14 protein-coding genes and 1 pseudogene are annotated in these 15,156 nt (G+C 60.0%); 12 read left to right on the forward strand and 3 right to left on the reverse strand.

The genetic code is table 11. The annotated features are described in order from the left end of the window. Positions 1 to 108: 108 nt before the first annotated feature. From ASD52_RS26085 to ASD52_RS26095, 3 genes are read left to right on the forward strand one after another with little or no spacing between them, the layout of a single operon-like run. A complete protein-coding gene (locus ASD52_RS26085) occupies positions 109 to 615 on the forward strand; it encodes an SCP2 sterol-binding domain-containing protein (RefSeq protein WP_057225863.1) in 507 nt (168 codons plus the stop codon). Continuing rightward, the gene (locus ASD52_RS26090; RefSeq protein ID WP_057225865.1) at positions 606 to 1,583 is read left to right on the forward strand and encodes a peptidase U32 family protein; all 978 of its coding nucleotides are present in this window, start codon (positions 606 to 608) and stop codon (positions 1,581 to 1,583) included. The genes ASD52_RS26085 and ASD52_RS26090 overlap by 10 nt, the downstream gene beginning before the upstream one ends. A gap of 4 nt (positions 1,584 to 1,587) precedes the next feature. Then, positions 1,588 to 2,511 (forward strand): U32 family peptidase, encoded by a 924-nt coding sequence (locus tag ASD52_RS26095; RefSeq protein ID WP_057225867.1) that lies wholly within the window; start codon positions 1,588 to 1,590, stop codon positions 2,509 to 2,511. A gap of 246 nt (positions 2,512 to 2,757) precedes the next feature. Here ASD52_RS26095 and ASD52_RS26100 read toward each other — a convergent pair whose 3' ends face one another. Beyond that, on the reverse strand, positions 2,758 to 2,943 hold the full coding sequence (locus ASD52_RS26100) for a twin-arginine translocase TatA/TatE family subunit (RefSeq protein ID WP_025430220.1): 186 nt from the start codon (positions 2,941 to 2,943) through the stop codon (positions 2,758 to 2,760). A gap of 367 nt (positions 2,944 to 3,310) precedes the next feature. After that, entirely contained in the window at positions 3,311 to 4,744 is a 1,434-nt protein-coding gene (locus ASD52_RS26105) for a family 16 glycosylhydrolase (protein WP_057225869.1), read from the reverse strand. A 680-nt stretch (positions 4,745 to 5,424) separates the two neighbouring features. Here ASD52_RS26105 and ASD52_RS40345 point away from each other — a divergent pair. Next, a pseudogene (locus ASD52_RS40345) lies at positions 5,425 to 5,490 on the forward strand (DNA polymerase IV); the annotation flags it as partial. A 311-nt stretch (positions 5,491 to 5,801) separates the two neighbouring features. On the opposite strand, the gene ASD52_RS26115 reads toward ASD52_RS40345, so the two are convergent. After that, positions 5,802 to 7,190: an FAD-binding oxidoreductase gene (locus ASD52_RS26115; protein ID WP_057216991.1), complete on the reverse strand. Its 1,389-nt coding sequence runs from the start codon at positions 7,188 to 7,190 to the stop codon at positions 5,802 to 5,804. A gap of 88 nt (positions 7,191 to 7,278) precedes the next feature. Between ASD52_RS26115 and ASD52_RS26120 the strand changes: the two genes are divergently transcribed. The 8 genes from ASD52_RS26120 (at position 7,279) to ASD52_RS26160 (ending at position 15,115) form a co-directional block, all read left to right on the forward strand. Continuing rightward, entirely contained in the window at positions 7,279 to 8,205 is a 927-nt protein-coding gene (locus tag ASD52_RS26120; protein WP_200954093.1) for an AraC family transcriptional regulator, read from the forward strand. A gap of 260 nt (positions 8,206 to 8,465) precedes the next feature. Next, positions 8,466 to 9,398, forward strand: coding sequence for a LysR family transcriptional regulator (locus tag ASD52_RS26125; RefSeq protein ID WP_057207206.1), 933 nt, complete (start codon positions 8,466 to 8,468; stop codon positions 9,396 to 9,398). A 142-nt stretch (positions 9,399 to 9,540) separates the two neighbouring features. Next, positions 9,541 to 10,254 (forward strand): SDR family oxidoreductase, encoded by a 714-nt coding sequence (locus ASD52_RS26130; RefSeq protein ID WP_057225873.1) that lies wholly within the window; start codon positions 9,541 to 9,543, stop codon positions 10,252 to 10,254. Between the two features lie 122 nt (positions 10,255 to 10,376). Continuing rightward, a complete protein-coding gene (locus ASD52_RS26135) occupies positions 10,377 to 10,616 on the forward strand; it encodes a 4-oxalocrotonate tautomerase family protein (RefSeq protein WP_057225875.1) in 240 nt (79 codons plus the stop codon). Positions 10,617 to 11,386: 770 nt separating this feature from the next. After that, on the forward strand, positions 11,387 to 12,148 hold the full coding sequence (cmoA, locus tag ASD52_RS26145; protein WP_057225879.1) for a carboxy-S-adenosyl-L-methionine synthase CmoA: 762 nt from the start codon (positions 11,387 to 11,389) through the stop codon (positions 12,146 to 12,148). Positions 12,149 to 12,157: 9 nt separating this feature from the next. Next, positions 12,158 to 12,907, forward strand: coding sequence for an isoprenylcysteine carboxylmethyltransferase family protein (locus ASD52_RS26150; protein WP_057225881.1), 750 nt, complete (start codon positions 12,158 to 12,160; stop codon positions 12,905 to 12,907). A 225-nt stretch (positions 12,908 to 13,132) separates the two neighbouring features. Beyond that, on the forward strand, positions 13,133 to 13,786 hold the full coding sequence (locus ASD52_RS26155) for a response regulator transcription factor (protein WP_025430235.1): 654 nt from the start codon (positions 13,133 to 13,135) through the stop codon (positions 13,784 to 13,786). Between the two features lie 6 nt (positions 13,787 to 13,792). Next, entirely contained in the window at positions 13,793 to 15,115 is a 1,323-nt protein-coding gene (locus tag ASD52_RS26160) for a histidine kinase dimerization/phospho-acceptor domain-containing protein (RefSeq protein WP_057225883.1), read from the forward strand. Positions 15,116 to 15,156 lie beyond the last annotated feature (41 nt).

Below are 15,156 nucleotides of genomic sequence, written 5' to 3' on the forward strand. Positions count from 1 at the left end.
CTCTTACGGGCGGCAAATGCCCGATGTCTTTGACGTGGGACAAACAGCGGTGGCGACGCGCCGACTAGCATGCGGCCATTCTTTGCTCCGTTTTCATGCAGGCAGCCTATGACCCTACCCTTTGCGATGACCGTGCCGCTCCGGATCGTACCAATCCCCCTCTTAGAACACGCCGCGCGGCTCGTCTTTGCCCAGGTCGTCGAGCAGCATCCGGATCTTTTTGACCGGCTCGGGGAGCACGCCGGCAAACGCTATGCGTTCATCCCGACGGACCTTCCGGTAAGCTTTCTGGTCGAGCCGGCCGCCCGGCGCATCTCTGTTCACCGCGCTGCCCATCTGCCGGCCGCTGACGCCTGCATGGGCGGCAAGTTCGTGCTGCTTCTGGCGTTGCTCGAGGGCCAGATCGACGGCGATGCCGTGTTCTTTTCCAGAAGCCTGACGATAACGGGCGACATGGAAGCCATGTTGGCGCTGCGCAACGCGCTCGACGACTGCAATATCGACCTGCCCGCAGATATCGCCCGCATGAGCGGGCCGTTCGCGCCTTTGGTTCTGCGCGCGGCATCTGAGATCAGGACACGCGCATTGTCCGGGGAGGCAGCCAGATGGAACTGATCTGTCCGGCAGGCACGCCGGCTGCCTTTCGCGAGGCCGTCGATGCCGGTGCCGATGCGGTCTATTGCGGCTTTCGCGACGAGACCAATGCACGCAACTTTCCCGGCCTGAACTTTTCGCGCGACGAGCTGAAGACGGCGATCGCCTATGCGCGCCGGCACAAGGTGATGACCTTCGTTGCCATCAACACCTTCATGCGGGCTGGCCACGAAAAGCTCTGGCATGACGCCGTCGACGATGCCGTGCGTCTGGGGGCCGATGCCGTGATCCTCGCCGACTTCGGATTGATGGCCTACACCGCCGCGCGCCACCCTCAGCAGCGGCTACACGTCTCGGTCCAGGCTTCCGCCTCCAACGCCGATGCCGTCAAATTCCTGGTCGAAACCTTCGGAGCGAAGCGCGTCGTGCTTCCGCGTATTCTGATCATTCCGGATATTGCCCGCCTTGCACGGCAGATCAGCTGCGAGATCGAGGTCTTTGTTTTCGGCGGGCTTTGCGTGATGGCAGAAGGCCGCTGCTCCCTCTCGTCCTATGCCACGGGCAAATCGCCCAACATGAACGGAGTCTGCTCGCCGGCAAGCCACGTTCGTTACCGCGAGGATGGCAGCGAACTGGTGTCGGAGCTGGGCGACTACACCATCAACCGATTTCCGGCCGGCGAGGCTGCCGGCTATCCGACGCTCTGCAAGGGACGTTTCGACATCGCCGAGGAGCGTGGCTACGCCTTCGAGGATCCGGTTTCTCTCGATGTCATGGATCATATCGATGCCTTGCGCGATGCCGGCGTCGGCGCACTTAAGATCGAGGGTCGCCAGCGCGGCAAGGCCTATGTCGCCGAGGTTGTTTCAATCATGCGCCGCGCCGTCGCTGCCGATGCGGCCGAAAGGCCCGCCTTGTTGTCACGACTTAGGCGGCTCAGCGAAGGACAGAAGACGACGTCGGGCGCCTATGAAAAGCGGTGGAGGTAACGACATGTCCGCAACAACCCACCCCTCGCTCAGCCTCGGCCCGGTGCTTTACCTCTGGGACGGACCCAAATGGCGCGACTTCTATTTCCGTATCGCCGACGAAGGCCCGGTTGATCATGTCACCCTCGGCGAGGCGGTCTGCTCGAAGCGCCTGCATTTCATCGAGCCGCATGTCGCGGAAGTAATCGAACGGCTGGAAGGCGCCGGCAAGAAGGTCAGCCTTGCCTCGCTTGCACTCGTCACCCTGGAGCGCGAGAGCCAACTCGTGCGCGGTCTGGTGCGCGACAGCATCCACCCGATCGAGGCCAACGATCTGTCCGCGCTCGGGCTCCTTGCCGGCAAACCGCATTCGATCGGACCTCTGATCAACGTCTACAACGGTGCCACCGCGAGACTGCTGGCGTCACGCGGTGCGACCAGCATCTGCCTGCCGCCGGAGTTGCCCATGGCATCAGTGCGCGACATCGTTCGCGATGCGCCTGATGTCGAATTTGAAATCTTCGGCTTTGGCCGCGTGCCGCTGGCAATCTCGGCGCGCTGCGCCCACGCCCGCTCCAAGGGGCTGGTCAAGGACAACTGCCAGTTCATCTGCGGCGAAGACAGCGACGGCCTCATTGTCGAGACGCTCGATCGCCAGCCGTTCCTCACGCTCAATGGGGTCCAGACCCTGTCGCACACCTGCCAGAGCCTGCTGCAGGAGCTTGCCGAACTGCCGGCCGTCGGCATCAGCCGAGTCCGGCTGTCGCCGCAGGACTGCGACATGGTGACGGTCGCCCGTATCTATGAGGATGTTGCAACCGGGCGGATCTCGGCCACAGAGGGGCTCGAACGGCTGGCGATCGCCTATCCCGGCGTGCCGTTGTCGAACGGCTTTCACCATGGTCAATCCGGCGCGTCGTGGATCTCAGCCCCGACCGGCTCACCCTAGGGAGGCGCGCATTGGCAGCTGCGTTGATCCACGCGGCCATGGTGCCGACACACGATGCCAACATCGCTGACTTCGTTGGCAGCATCCGCCGTCTGATCGATCACGCCACGCTCGTTTGAATTTGCCGGAAGAAAATCGATCAATTGCTCCAGCAGGTCGTGAGGCTTCCCCCCGACCGACTGCCTGAGCGAGCCGGTTGACGATCGGCATGCTCAGGCTGCTTGGTCGTCGGCTCGGCGCAACCGATTACTCTCCCGATCCCGTTTCTATCCGCTTCTCGGCGGGCGCTGCGGTCTCGTCGCTCAAGCCGTTCTTGAAGCTGCGAATGCCCTTGGCGACGTCGCCCATCAACTCCGGGATCTTGCCGCGCCCGAACAACAGCAACACGACTGCCAGCACGATCACCCAATGCCAGACACTAAAAGATCCCATATCGTTGTTTCCCTGATCCAATGAACCGTTACAATGCCGCGCGGCGATGGCGCCGCTGGCGACAATCGGGAAGCTAGCGGGCCATGAGGCACCAGTCTTTGTCAGGTCGCAAACATTCAAAGCGCGCGGCGCTCGTTCACCCGTCAGTCCGATCTGGTGTTCATTGGCGCTAAACCGCTACCAGAGATTGCCGGCCCGGTGGCATCCTTGTGTCGCCGACGGCGCATCCCGACGAGAAGCGAGCCAAGGCACTGCGCGCAATCGCCGGACTGTTCGACGCGGGGCAACTTCGGACGGATGTCGGCACTGTCCAACCGCTCAAGGAGGCACGGGCTGAGCATTGGTCGGCGCGCGCCCAAGTGAAGAATCAGGATAACCAGTCGTCCATCGGCTGCGCTTCGCCAGTCGCCGACTGCACTTCATCCAGAGCATAGGCATGAATATAGTCGATCTGCATTTCTGCTCCGTCGCCGAAGTCTGCGTTCGGTTCCCCCGCTGCCCCTCCCACCGCCAGATTGACCACCATGTACATGGGGTCGTGCATGTCGGCGGGCGTATCGGCACGCGCCACGGCGACGTCGTCGTAATACCAGACGATTTCATCCTCTTCCCATAGCACGCCGTAGGTGTGAAACCCTTCGGTACTGGCGACCTTGACTGCGGTCGTCTCGCTTGTCTGTTCGCCGGTCTCGTTGCTGTGAACGGTTACGTTGACAATGTTCGGTTGCTGCCCCCGCATCTCGACAACATCGAGTTCGGGGGGCCAGGAGCCATCTGCCGGCAACAGCCAGAACGCCGGCCAAGTGCCGGTTTCGGTCGGCATGTCCGCTCTGATTTCGAAATAGCCGTAGGTCTGGGCAAAGGTCGAGTACGTCGTCAGCATTCCGGACGTGTATTCGTACCCATCGATCTCTGATTCCAGTGCATCCGGGGTCGGCTCTGCCTTGATGGTCAGCACGCCATCTTCGACCGAAAATGGATTGATGGTAGCGGTCTCCGCATGGTCAGGATTGATGTACCACTGCAGTTCGCCGTTGCTGGCCAAGGTTCCGCCTTTTTCAGGCGCCCACCAGAACTTTGCATCCCATACGCCCTGATCGCCATCATGAAGGGAGAGGCTGTCAAACTCGTCGGCAAAACTCAGCGCAAGGTTTGAGCGATCGAGACTAAGCTGAAATTGCTCCGGCGCGAGATCGGCCACGGTCGTGTCAGCAAACAGCAAGCTCTCGCCGTCGCCGAGGTTCAGCCTCAAATCCGTGCCTTCCTGTGTCGCAAGGCTGGTGACCTGCTGGAAGCTTGTGAGATCGTAACCATTCAGCCGGACCGTATCGGAACTGTCGAAGTCGGCAATCAGATCGCTGCCGCCACCTCGGCCGACGACGAAGATGTCCGCGCCGCTGCCGCCGACCAGAATGTCGTTGCCGCCGCCGCCGTCGATCGTCTGGCTACCGGAAGCCCCCGAGATAATATTGTCGGCGTTGTTGCCGAAAGCATGCCGGCCGCTGCCGGTGACCGTCAGGTTCTCGAAATTCTCAGGCAAGGTATAGCTCATCCAGGTGTTGATGGTATCAACACCAGCTCCAGCCGTCTCCATGGCACGGTTGATGCCCGAATAGAGGTAGTAAATGTCGTCACCCTTCCCGCCCGCCATGGTGACATCGACGGAGCCATCGCCCCAGATCGAGTCGTTTGCCTCAGTGCCGTAAAGCACAGGCCCCGATCCCGTCGCAGAGAACCACGCAGTCGATGCTCCACTGTAAAAAAGCGGGGTGCCTACGGCGTTGACGATCGATTTTGGCATATGGTCAGCTCCTTCGTTTCCTCCCGAAGGCAAGCTAACATCGCTCGGCAGACGGTGGCACCGCCTGCATTTATGGGTTTTTGATGTGAATTGCGGCGCTGGAAAACGCAGGTGATCGGGATGATCTCAACGCTTTGCCGCAGTAAATGACACGACCCAGGTCACATCGCTGCAAACAGAATTTTGTCGCGTATTGAAAGGCTTAGAGGGAAATCCTGCCACATCCTCAGAGATCTTGCATGAACGCAAAGGTGTGTTCCGGCGTGCATGTGTGGATGCTCCCGGTTACGCAAGTAGGCTTCGAAGCATGCTGCCGAAATTGTCCGATTCGGAACCGCACGTGGCGCCTTGGATGCTCGGCAACGGCGACGGCGCCATCCGAAAAGCGGCACCGAAGCACCGGTTCGGGTGTGCTGGAGAACGAATTTCCGTTCGTGACGATCGCAAGCAACTCGTATCGTTGCCGCCGCCTACTGCATATTTTTATCCTTAAATCGCATTCGACTTAAGGATAAAAATATGCAGTAATTCAAAGTCCTACAGCGACCTTTGCACGTCTAATAAGAACGCGCGGTGGGTGGCTGCGGCATAAACGATCTTGTCGCCTCGCTAAACAGCTGGTCGCGAACTACCTTGGACGATGAGGCGCTTGACCGCTCCGGAAACTCATTCACGTCGATATGGATGCGTTCTGGGCCTCAGTCGAAGAGCAAGACAATCCGGGACTGCGTCGCAAACCTGCGGCCGCCTGCTTTAAAGCAGCAGAGAACGCCTCAGGGGCGATACCATCGGCGCGCAGAACCTGCCTGATAAGTGGATCTCTCAGAACTTCGGATATCGTCATGTCCGTCGTCATCACGTTTCTCCTCCACAGATCCGCGGATGAAATTTACCTCATCGGCGTCAGCTCGAATGTTCCACTGGTAACAGGAGAGAGCGGGACAACGTCGCGATCTAAATGGCGTACCACTCCGGCGTGACGCGCGCTTGGATCCACAGGTCGATCCGCCCCATCGGCAGAGTGCAGCCCTTGCCGACTGCCGCGACCGCTCATTGGTCAAGACAATCGAACGTCCGGCGCAATGTTCTGGTTCAAGTGGAAGATGTTCTCCGGGTCGTAGACGCGTTTGATCTTCTGAAGTCTCGAATAGGTTTCAGCGCCGAGAGCATTGCGAACCAGGTTGTCACCCTCGCCGAGCCCGGGAAAATTCAGGTAGAGGCGACCCGTGGAATGTGGCTGCATGTCCTGCCATGCATTGCGAACCCAACTGATGTTCGCGTCATCATCTGACGGATCGGACCAGATTGCATCAAGGCTCAACATGTAAGGTATGTTGCGATCGCCGAAGGCAGTGGCATCGGAAGCAACGCGCTGCATGGCTCCGCCAAATTTCCAGATCGACGCGTAGGTCATCTCGGAGGGTCGTTTAATCAGGCGCTCGATGATCGCGCCGATGACATCGTCACCAAGGCCCGAAAGGTAGGTCGATTTCCAGTAGCAGCGGTCACGCCCCTTGGGGAACAATCCGTCATAAATGGACTGGAGCTCGCGATAGGGCATCTGACCACTGAAATCGAGCAACGGCTCACCAAGAGCGCGCAACGGCTGCATGACGCGCTCCCCTTTTTCAGCGGGACCGTCATAAACAGTGGCAAGCGTTATCACTCGCCTGCCCCATGTCTGTTCCGGATAGGCCTGATCACTCGGTATGGTGGAGAATTCGGCGAGACCACTGACTTCGTCAGGGGCTGAAGCCATATGGTCGCGCCACTGTGGGATGACGTCGACGGCGTGCTCTTCCGGATAGGCAGGCGCGCAGAACATCACCGGATCGGCGATTTCGTGAAGACGAAGCTCGAAGTTCACGACGATGCCAAAATTCCCGCCGCCGCCCTTTAGCGCCCAAAGCAAGTCGATATTCTCGACTTCGCTGGCGCGGATGAGCCTGCCATCACCGGTGACCACATCGGCAGCAATGAGATTGTCGCAGCTCAGGCCATGGGTGCCGCGCAACCAGCCAATGCCGCCCGAAAGAGTGAGCCCGGCCACGCCTGTCATCGAAATCAGTCCGCCCGGCGTGGCCCGCCGAAAAGGCGTGGTCGCCGCATCGACATCGCCCCATGTCGCCCCGCCTTCGATCAGCACACGGTCGAGCCCAGGCGCGATGTGGACGGCATTCATGGGCGACATATCGATCATCAGACCATCATCGCAAACGGCGTAGCCGGCGACATTGTGCCCGCCGCTGCGAACGGCGATGGTGAGCCGATGCGTCCGCGCATGGTTTACCGCTGCGATGACGTCGGCAGCATTGCGGCATCTGGCAATCAAGGCAGGCCGCCGATCGATCAGCCCGTTCCAAACCACTCGAGCAGCGTCATAAGCCGAAGTTCCGGGCTCGAGCAGCTCGCCACGCAGTACACTGCGGAGCACATCATGGGACATGTCGAGACCTCCTCTTGGCTGAAAGAGCCTAGTCGCGTTCGACGCTTGGTACTAAAGTCGAAAATGCTGGAAGGCGGTCATTTCTGCCATGCTTGATCAGGACAGCCCTATCAATGTAGCACTTCTCGCGGTGCCCGAAGTCACGGCCTCCGCCTTGTTCGGCATGTTCGATCTGTTTTCATCTCCCGGCCGCGACTGGCCGTTCATCGTCAAGGGTGAAGCGGGACAACAGCGCATGCGCCCCTATGTCGTTGCCCGTTCACACAGTGGTTTTCGCGCCGCCAACGGCATTTGGGTCAAACCAGACTTCGCATTCGGCGACTCCCCTCCACCGCAGATCGTGTGCATTCCGGATTTTTTCATCAATCCGGGCGACAGCGTCGCAGGGCTGTATGAGCCTGAAGCAAGATGGCTAAGGCGAACGCATGAGGATGGCGCGTTGCTGGCCAGTGCCTGTTCCGGTGCCGTCCTGCTCGGCGAGGCGGGACTGCTCATCAATTGCGAAGCGACGATCCACTGGGGCTATGTCACGACCCTTTCCAACAATTACCCTGGTGTCAGGGTGCGCCTGGATCGGTCACTGGTCCTGAGGGGTGAGGCGCAGCGCATCGTTATGGCGGGGGGCGGGTCAAGCTGGCAGGATCTCGCTCTCTACCTCATTGCGCGGTTCGTCGGCCTCAAGGAGGCGATGGAAGTGGCCAAGGTCTACATGCTGCAATGGCATGACCTGGGGCAGCAGCCATTTGCGTCACTCATGAGCCTCCGCCAGACGGTCGACGCGGTGATCAACTCCTGCCAAAAGTGGCTCGCGCTGAACTACAAGACCCGCGCGCCCGTTGCCGCAATGGTGGCTCTTTCCGGGCTGTCGGAACGCTCGTTCATCCGCCGCTTCACCAAAGCGACAGGTATGACGGCCGCTGGCCTACGCACACGCGCTTCGTATCGAAGAAGCAAAGCAGATGCTGGAAACAACCGACCTGACGATCGAGGCGATCGCCAACGAAACAGGCTATGAGGACGCAAGCTTCTTCAGCCGCCTGTTCCACCGTGAAACGGGCCTGACCGCCGCGCATTATCGCCTCAGATTTGGCTCGCTGCGCCAAGCCTTGAAACATACCTGATTGGAGCCGCGTTTCGGCACAGCCGGCGACGATCGCCGATATCGATCTCGACCGAGAGGAACCGAAGGTGCCTTCGGTTCGCATATTTACCTATTGCCAGTTTCGGGCGAATACTTGCCTGCTGATAGGCACTACACCGGAGATCGGCAGAATAATGGATCGCATTGATGCAATGAAAGTGTTCGTGACCGCGATCGACGAGGGCAGCCTCGCAGGTGCTGCCCGTCGGCTGAAGCGCTCCCCGACGGCGGTCAGTCGCGCGCTGAGCTTCCTGGAAGCGCATGTGGGTGCCGAACTGCTGCATCGAACGACCCGCACACTCAAGCTCAGCGAGGCCGGCCAACGCTACGCGACTGCCTGTCGGCGGGTGCTGATCGATCTCGAGGAGGCCGACATGCTCGCCGGCGGTGAGCGTGCGGCTCCGCGTGGAACGCTGACCATTTCCGTGCCGCCGATCATAGGGGACGAGGTTATGCGTCCGATCCTGGATGATTTCCTCGACGTCCACCCGGCTGTTTCTGCCCGGCTGCTGCTGCTCGATCGGTTCGTCAACCTGGTGGACGAAGGCGTCGACATTGCGTTGCGTATTGGCCATCTGGCGGATTCGTCACATATTTCCACGCGATTGGGCGGTGATGTCAGGCGCGTGGTGGTCGCTTCTCCCCGCTATCTCGCCAATCATCCCGTCATCGAGGTGCCAGCCGACCTCACAAAGCACCAGATCATCGCCTTTACCAATTTCGGTCTCGATTCCTGGAACTTCACACCGGCAGAAGACTCGACCATTCCGCGGACGGTTCACTTCACGCCGAGATTGATCGTCAACAGCGTTCGGGCCGCCGCTGCTTCGGCCGTCGCGGGTAGAGGCGTAGCCAGGCTCTATTCCTATCATGTCGCTGAACATGTCAAAGACGGGCGACTGAAGATCGTCCTCGCCGACGCCGAGCACCCACCCCTGCCCGTTCATTTGCTCGCACCCCAGGGGCGCATGTCCGTGCCCAAGGTTCGAGCCTTTGTCGATTTCGCCACGCCACGTCTGCGCTCCGAATTTGCCCGACTGGCTGCAGAAGCAGGTACGCTCCCTTGATTATGCCGATATTCGAATGACTGACGTCCAACTTCTGACCATTCTCCCGATCTCAGGATAGATCTAAATCAATAGCACCAACGCCGAGGGCGTCGGGCGGGCGTCGATCAGACGGTCGCTGCCATTGAGAAAGGATCACATCATGAATACCGAACAGAAGGTCGTCATTATCACCGGCGCGTCACAAGGCATCGGCGCCGCCCTGGTTCGCGCCTACCGTGACCGAAACTTTCGCGTCATAGCCAGTTCCAGGTCGATCGCGGCCACGGCCGACCCGGACATTCTCGCCGTGCCCGGCGACATCAGCAGGCCGGAGACCGCCGAACGGATCGTCCGCGAAGGTATGGAGCGCTTCGGTCGCATCGACTCGCTTGTGAACAACGCCGGCGTGTTTCTTGCCAAGCCGTTCATTGAAATGACCCAGGAAGACTATGATCACAACCTCGGGGTCAATGTCGCCGGATTCTTCCACATTACCCAGCGTGCCGCGGCCGAAATGTTGAAGCAGGGCTCGGGCCACATTGTCAGCATCACCACAAGCCTGGTCAATCAGCCGATCGTCGGCCTGCCTTCAGCGCTTGCTTCCCTGACCAAGGGTGGGCTGAACGCGGTCACCCAGTCGCTTGCCATGGAATTCTCGAAGAGCGGGGTTCGCGTCAACGCGGTATCCCCAGGGGTTATCAAGACCCCCATGCACGCGCCCGAGACACACGCGGTCCTCTCTGCGCTGCATCCGGTTGGCCGGATGGGCGAAATCCGCGATATCGTCGACGCCGTACTCTATCTGGAGAACGCGAGCTTCGTCACCGGCGAGATCCTCCATGTCGATGGCGGCCAGAACGCCGGGCGCTGGTAACCTCATGGTGCTGGCTCGGGACAACCCCCGCGCCAGCACACCAAATCCGATGATTTACCGAACGAGAGCTCCGCCAAGTGCTCCCGTCGAATGACGAACCAACTCTCGGCAAGGAGACTGCAATGCCTATTGTCACCGTACAGGTTACCCGCGAAGGAACCACGCCCGGCCGCAATTCGGTGTCGGCGGAGGAAAAGGCGGCCATCATCAAGGGCGTCAGCGAGGTGCTGCTCAATGTTCTGCACAAGCCGCTTGAATCGACCTATGTCGTGATCGAAGAGGTCGATCTTGAAAACTGGGGCTGGGGTGGGCTTCCGACGGCACAATACCGCACGCAGCGTGCTGCCGGCGCCAAGTCCTGAAGCAGCTGGCCAACGATTTCAACGGTCTCTGCCCAAACGTATGGACAGAGACCGCGAAGGTGGAGACGCCAGATTTCGTAGCGCAAAGCATGAACGTCGAATCTCTGTCAATCAACCTCGACGTTCGTCCATTTCTCCAACCATTCCAGGAAAACGCCTGCCATGCCGAATTCGACGGGCCTTGAGATCTCGTAAGCACCGACCACCGGCAACACCGACGCCGCCAAGGCTACAAGCTGCCCCGATCTCAGCTCGTGTTCGATAAACAGCGGGCTTGCCTGTCCCACTCCCAATCCCGAGATTCAAGCGGCAATCGACGCCTCGTCGGTATCGAAAGCGATGCTTCCGCCCCGAGGCTCGAACGTGAGCGCCGCGGTATTGCACCAGCACCGCCAAGACCATGCGTCTGCCGTGTCCAGCAAGATGGGCAAATCGAGGATGTCACTCGCCTCGAGCTGCCCCCTGCTTCCGGCTATCAATTTCGGCGAGCGAACTGCCATCGTCCTATCCAGCAGGAACGCCGATGAGACTTCCCGAGCATCGGCGCTTCGCCGATATGAGATGGTTAGGTCGGGCCTTTCAAGCGAGCCCAGCGCGAGCGATTGGATGACAAGGTCGGCGGTCGGGTTCTCCTGCCGGAATGATCCGATGCGGGGGATCAACCATCGTTCAGGTTCATGTCAGGTTCGAATGGCCTGTTGCGAATGTCGGTAGACCTTCATCGCCCGCGATGAAGGTCATGACGCAAGGTATCAATCGGATTGCGACCCATGGCCAACAAGGCACAACATCTGCATCTTCGCTCCAGCAGGAAGGACGAGGTCTTTGCCCGTGACGACCAACAGGTCGGGGATTTCGCCTTCAACGCAACGGTTGCGGATGTGTTCGACGACATGGTCGGTCGCTCCGTTCCTTACTACGAGGAAATGCAGCGCATGGTGTGCGAGCTTGCGCGTGATTTCGCGCAACCCGACACCAACCTCTATGACATCGGCTGCTCCACAGCCACGACCCTTCTAAGCCTCGACGGCGTCATCGAGCCGAGCGTTCGCTTCGTCGGCATCGATAATGCGCCCGACATGCTCGACAAGGCGCGCCAGAAGATAGACGCATCGGCACCCCGCAGGCAGATCGACCTCAAGGTCGCCGACCTCCATCAGGGCGTGGACATGGACAATGCGAGCGTCGTCACCATGTTGCTGACGCTGCAGTTCATTCGTCCGCTCTACCGCGAACGCGTGATGCGCATGATGTATCAAGCTCTCAACGATCGAGGCTGCCTGCTTCTGGTCGAGAAGCTGACGGGTGAAGATACGACCTTCAACCGGCTCTTCATCCAGCACTACTACGATTTCAAGCGGCGCAACGGCTACTCCGAGATCGAGATATCCAAGAAGCGCGAAGCCCTGGAGAACGTCTTGATCCCCTATCGCCTGGAGGAAAACCTGCAACTGCTGAAAGAAGTGGGCTTCCGCAGCGTCGAAGTCTTTTTCCGCTGGTACAATTTCTGCGGCATCGTCGCGGTCAAGTAGGGCGCGGACATGAAGACGATAATGATACAGCTCGGCAATTTCTTCTTCCGATACCGCAACCAGGTCTTCCCGGCCATCATCCTGGCACTCTTCATCCTGGTGCCGCCGTCAACCGAAATGTGGGGCAGCGGGACAGCGAACCTGCTGAAGACCGCGGCCGCCATTGCTGTTGTTCTCGCCGGGCTGGCATTACGCATGGTCGTGGTGGGCTACGCCTACATTAAGCGCGGCGGGTTGAACAAGAGGGTCTACGCAAAGGACCTGGTCACCGAAGGCATGTTCGGCGTCTGCCGAAACCCGCTCTATGTGGGCAACATGCTCGTCTATACCGGCATTTTCCTGCTGCACGGCAATCCGCTGGTCATTGCGATTGGCGTTGGCCTGTTTGCCTTCATGTACCAATGCATCGTCTATGCCGAGGAAGTTTTCCTGGAGCAGAAGTTCGGCGAAGCCTATCGCGCCTATTGTCGAGACGTGCCGCGCTGGGCGCTGCGGCTTGAGAACTTCCGTCACTCGATCGACGGGATGTCATTCAATTTCAAACGCGTCGTCGCCAAGGATTATTCGACTGTCTCAGCCGCTCTGCTCGCCATCCTCGCAACGGAAATGTATCGGTTCGCCATCGCCGAGAACCTTGAGCACCGGCGATCCTATCTGCTTGTTCTCGCTGCCCTGATGGCGCTTGTCGGCATGGCGACCGCATTGGTCAGCCACTTCAAGAAGCACGGTGCGTTTCGCGAACCGAAGACTTCGCTCTAAGGGCGCCGGCTGCCGGGCACCCTGCCCGGAGACGATGGCTTCCATCGTCTCGCGCCCTTCGGGTTCATGCCAGGGATCCCGCAGCCTACGATCCACAACTCGGCGCCTTTTCGGCAGGCAAGGGAGCCATGGCCTCATGAGCAATCCGCCCGATCGAAAAACAATCGACTTGACGCATGCCTATGGGCAACAATAGGCAGAGGTTGTTCTGTGGCGGGTGATAGCTTGCGCGTTCTGCTTGTGGAAGACGATCAGGTCCTGGGGGAGGCGCTGCGTGATCACGTCGCCGCCGCGGGCCATGCCGTAGACTGGTTCTTAAGCGTCGTTGATGCGATGTCGGCAACGGGGACGGTCGAATACGGGCTTATCCTTCTCGATCTGAGATTGCCGGATGGAGATGGACTATCATTGCTCCGGTCTTTACGCTCACGTCAGGATGCAACGCCGGTCATCATCCTGACAGCGCACGATCAGGTATCCGATCGGATCGAGGGACTTAACAGCGGGGCAGACGACTATCTCGTCAAACCCTTCGACCTCGACGAGTTGACTGCGCGCATGCTGGCTGTATCGAGGCGCTATGCCGGCAAGCCAACCTCGACCATTCGCCTACCAGGGATCGAGATAGACCAGATCAACCGAAACGTGGTGGTGGACAACGAAATCCAGCTCTTGAGCGCCCGCGAATGGGCAGTTCTGGACAAGCTGGCGGCCCGACCCGGAGCGATTGTGTCCAAGGCTCAGCTTCACGAGGAGCTTTACGCCTTCGGCGCCGAAATCGAAAGTAACACGGTCGAGGTCTACATCAGCCGGCTGCGAAAAAAGATCGGCCATGACCGTATCGAAACCGTTCGGGGTGTGGGCTACTGCATCAAGTGAGTGACCATGTTCCAGAAACCAAGCATGACCCGCAAGCTCGTCGTCGCGATCACAAGCGTCGTCGCGGTTTTCTGGCTCGTCGCCATGGGATTTGGCATCCTCATCATGCAGGACGAGTTTTCCGAGATATTCGATAGCGGCATTCAGGAAACCGCCGAACGCCTGCTTCCGATCGTCATCGACGATCTGGCCGGGCGGGATGCGGGCGATGCGCTACGACGCCCGGCAGAAAAAGCAGCCAGCAACCGCGAGTATCTTGTCTACCAGGTTCGCGGTCGGGACGGGCAGATCCTGTTGAAATCGAGGGATGCGCCTGCCGAGCCCTTCCCGGCCCCCCTCGAGGTCGGCTTCTCGCAGAACGATACGCACCGGATATACACGGCCGGGACCGCGGACGGCTCATTCTACATCCAAGTGGCGGACTCCCTCGACAATAGGCGCGAGGCTGCAATCGAGGGGGGAATGGCGCTCTTTTTCCCGATCCTGGCACTCATTCCCGCCAGCATCATTGCCATCATCCTCGTCGTCCGTATGACCCTGTCTCCAATTGAAGGGCTGCGCGACGATATCGGCACCAAGGATGGTGGCAACATGGTCCCGGTGGATGAAGCCGGGCTCCCGGTCGAGCTTCGCCCGATCGCCCGCTCCGTCAACTTGCTGCTGGATCGACTGCGGGCCGTACTCGAATCCGAGCGGGAATTCACCGCCAACAGCGCACACGAGTTGCGCACACCGATTGCCGGCGCGCTGGCGCAGACCCAACGGCTGCTCGCGGAGGTGCCGCCTTCGCTGTCTGCCCGTGTCGGACAGATCGAACGATCGCTTCAACATCTGGGGCGGCTGGCGGAAAAACTGCTGCAGATGTCGCGCGCTGAAGCAGGCATCGGCGTGTCGGACGAAAAAACGGACCTCTTCCCGGTCCTGCAGGTTGTCATCGAAGACATCGGGCGATCTGCGTTGGGCGCGGGGCGCATCGTACTTCATGCGCCGGATGGGGCGCGCCTCGAACGGCAAATCCGCCCGGATGCCTTCGCGATCGTCGTGCGCAACCTGCTTGAGAATGCACTGGTCCACAGCCCGCCAGGCAGTGGCGTCGATGTCTATTTCGGCAGTGATGGCATCCGCGTCGTCAATGAAAGCGCCGTCCTCGATCAACCGACATTGGCGGGCCTGACGAGGCGTTTCACGCGCGGACCAACGCAAGCGGCCGGCTCTGGACTTGGGCTGTCGATCGTCAAGCGCTTCGTCGAGCAGATGAACGGCAGCCTGGCACTCCAATCTCCTGCGACCGGGAGGTTGGGCGGCTTCGAGGCCGCCGTGCGCCTTTAACCCAGAGGGAGCCCGCCTTGTCCAAGATCGCCGCGCTAACC

The sequence above is a fragment of the Ensifer sp. Root142 genome (genome assembly GCF_001426785.1).
Lineage (GTDB): Bacteria > Pseudomonadota > Alphaproteobacteria > Rhizobiales > Rhizobiaceae > Ensifer > Ensifer canadensis.

Excerpts from the sequence above, each read along its gene's own strand:
- ASD52_RS26085 (WP_057225863.1), top strand. The coding sequence starts at position 109 with ATGACCCTACCCTTTGCGATGACCGTGCCGCTCCGGATCGTACCAATC.
- ASD52_RS26090 (WP_057225865.1), top strand. The coding sequence starts at position 606 with ATGGAACTGATCTGTCCGGCAGGCACGCCGGCTGCCTTTCGCGAGGCC.
- ASD52_RS26095 (WP_057225867.1), top strand. The coding sequence starts at position 1,588 with ATGTCCGCAACAACCCACCCCTCGCTCAGCCTCGGCCCGGTGCTTTAC.
- ASD52_RS26100 (WP_025430220.1), bottom strand. The coding sequence starts at position 2,943 with ATGGGATCTTTTAGTGTCTGGCATTGGGTGATCGTGCTGGCAGTCGTG.
- ASD52_RS26105 (WP_057225869.1), bottom strand. The coding sequence starts at position 4,744 with ATGCCAAAATCGATCGTCAACGCCGTAGGCACCCCGCTTTTTTACAGT.
- ASD52_RS26115 (WP_057216991.1), bottom strand. The coding sequence starts at position 7,190 with ATGTCCCATGATGTGCTCCGCAGTGTACTGCGTGGCGAGCTGCTCGAG.
- ASD52_RS26120 (WP_200954093.1), top strand. The coding sequence starts at position 7,279 with ATGCTTGATCAGGACAGCCCTATCAATGTAGCACTTCTCGCGGTGCCC.
- ASD52_RS26125 (WP_057207206.1), top strand. The coding sequence starts at position 8,466 with ATGGATCGCATTGATGCAATGAAAGTGTTCGTGACCGCGATCGACGAG.
- ASD52_RS26130 (WP_057225873.1), top strand. The coding sequence starts at position 9,541 with ATGAATACCGAACAGAAGGTCGTCATTATCACCGGCGCGTCACAAGGC.
- ASD52_RS26135 (WP_057225875.1), top strand. The coding sequence starts at position 10,377 with ATGCCTATTGTCACCGTACAGGTTACCCGCGAAGGAACCACGCCCGGC.
- cmoA (WP_057225879.1), top strand. The coding sequence starts at position 11,387 with ATGGCCAACAAGGCACAACATCTGCATCTTCGCTCCAGCAGGAAGGAC.
- ASD52_RS26150 (WP_057225881.1), top strand. The coding sequence starts at position 12,158 with ATGAAGACGATAATGATACAGCTCGGCAATTTCTTCTTCCGATACCGC.
- ASD52_RS26160 (WP_057225883.1), top strand. The coding sequence starts at position 13,793 with ATGTTCCAGAAACCAAGCATGACCCGCAAGCTCGTCGTCGCGATCACA.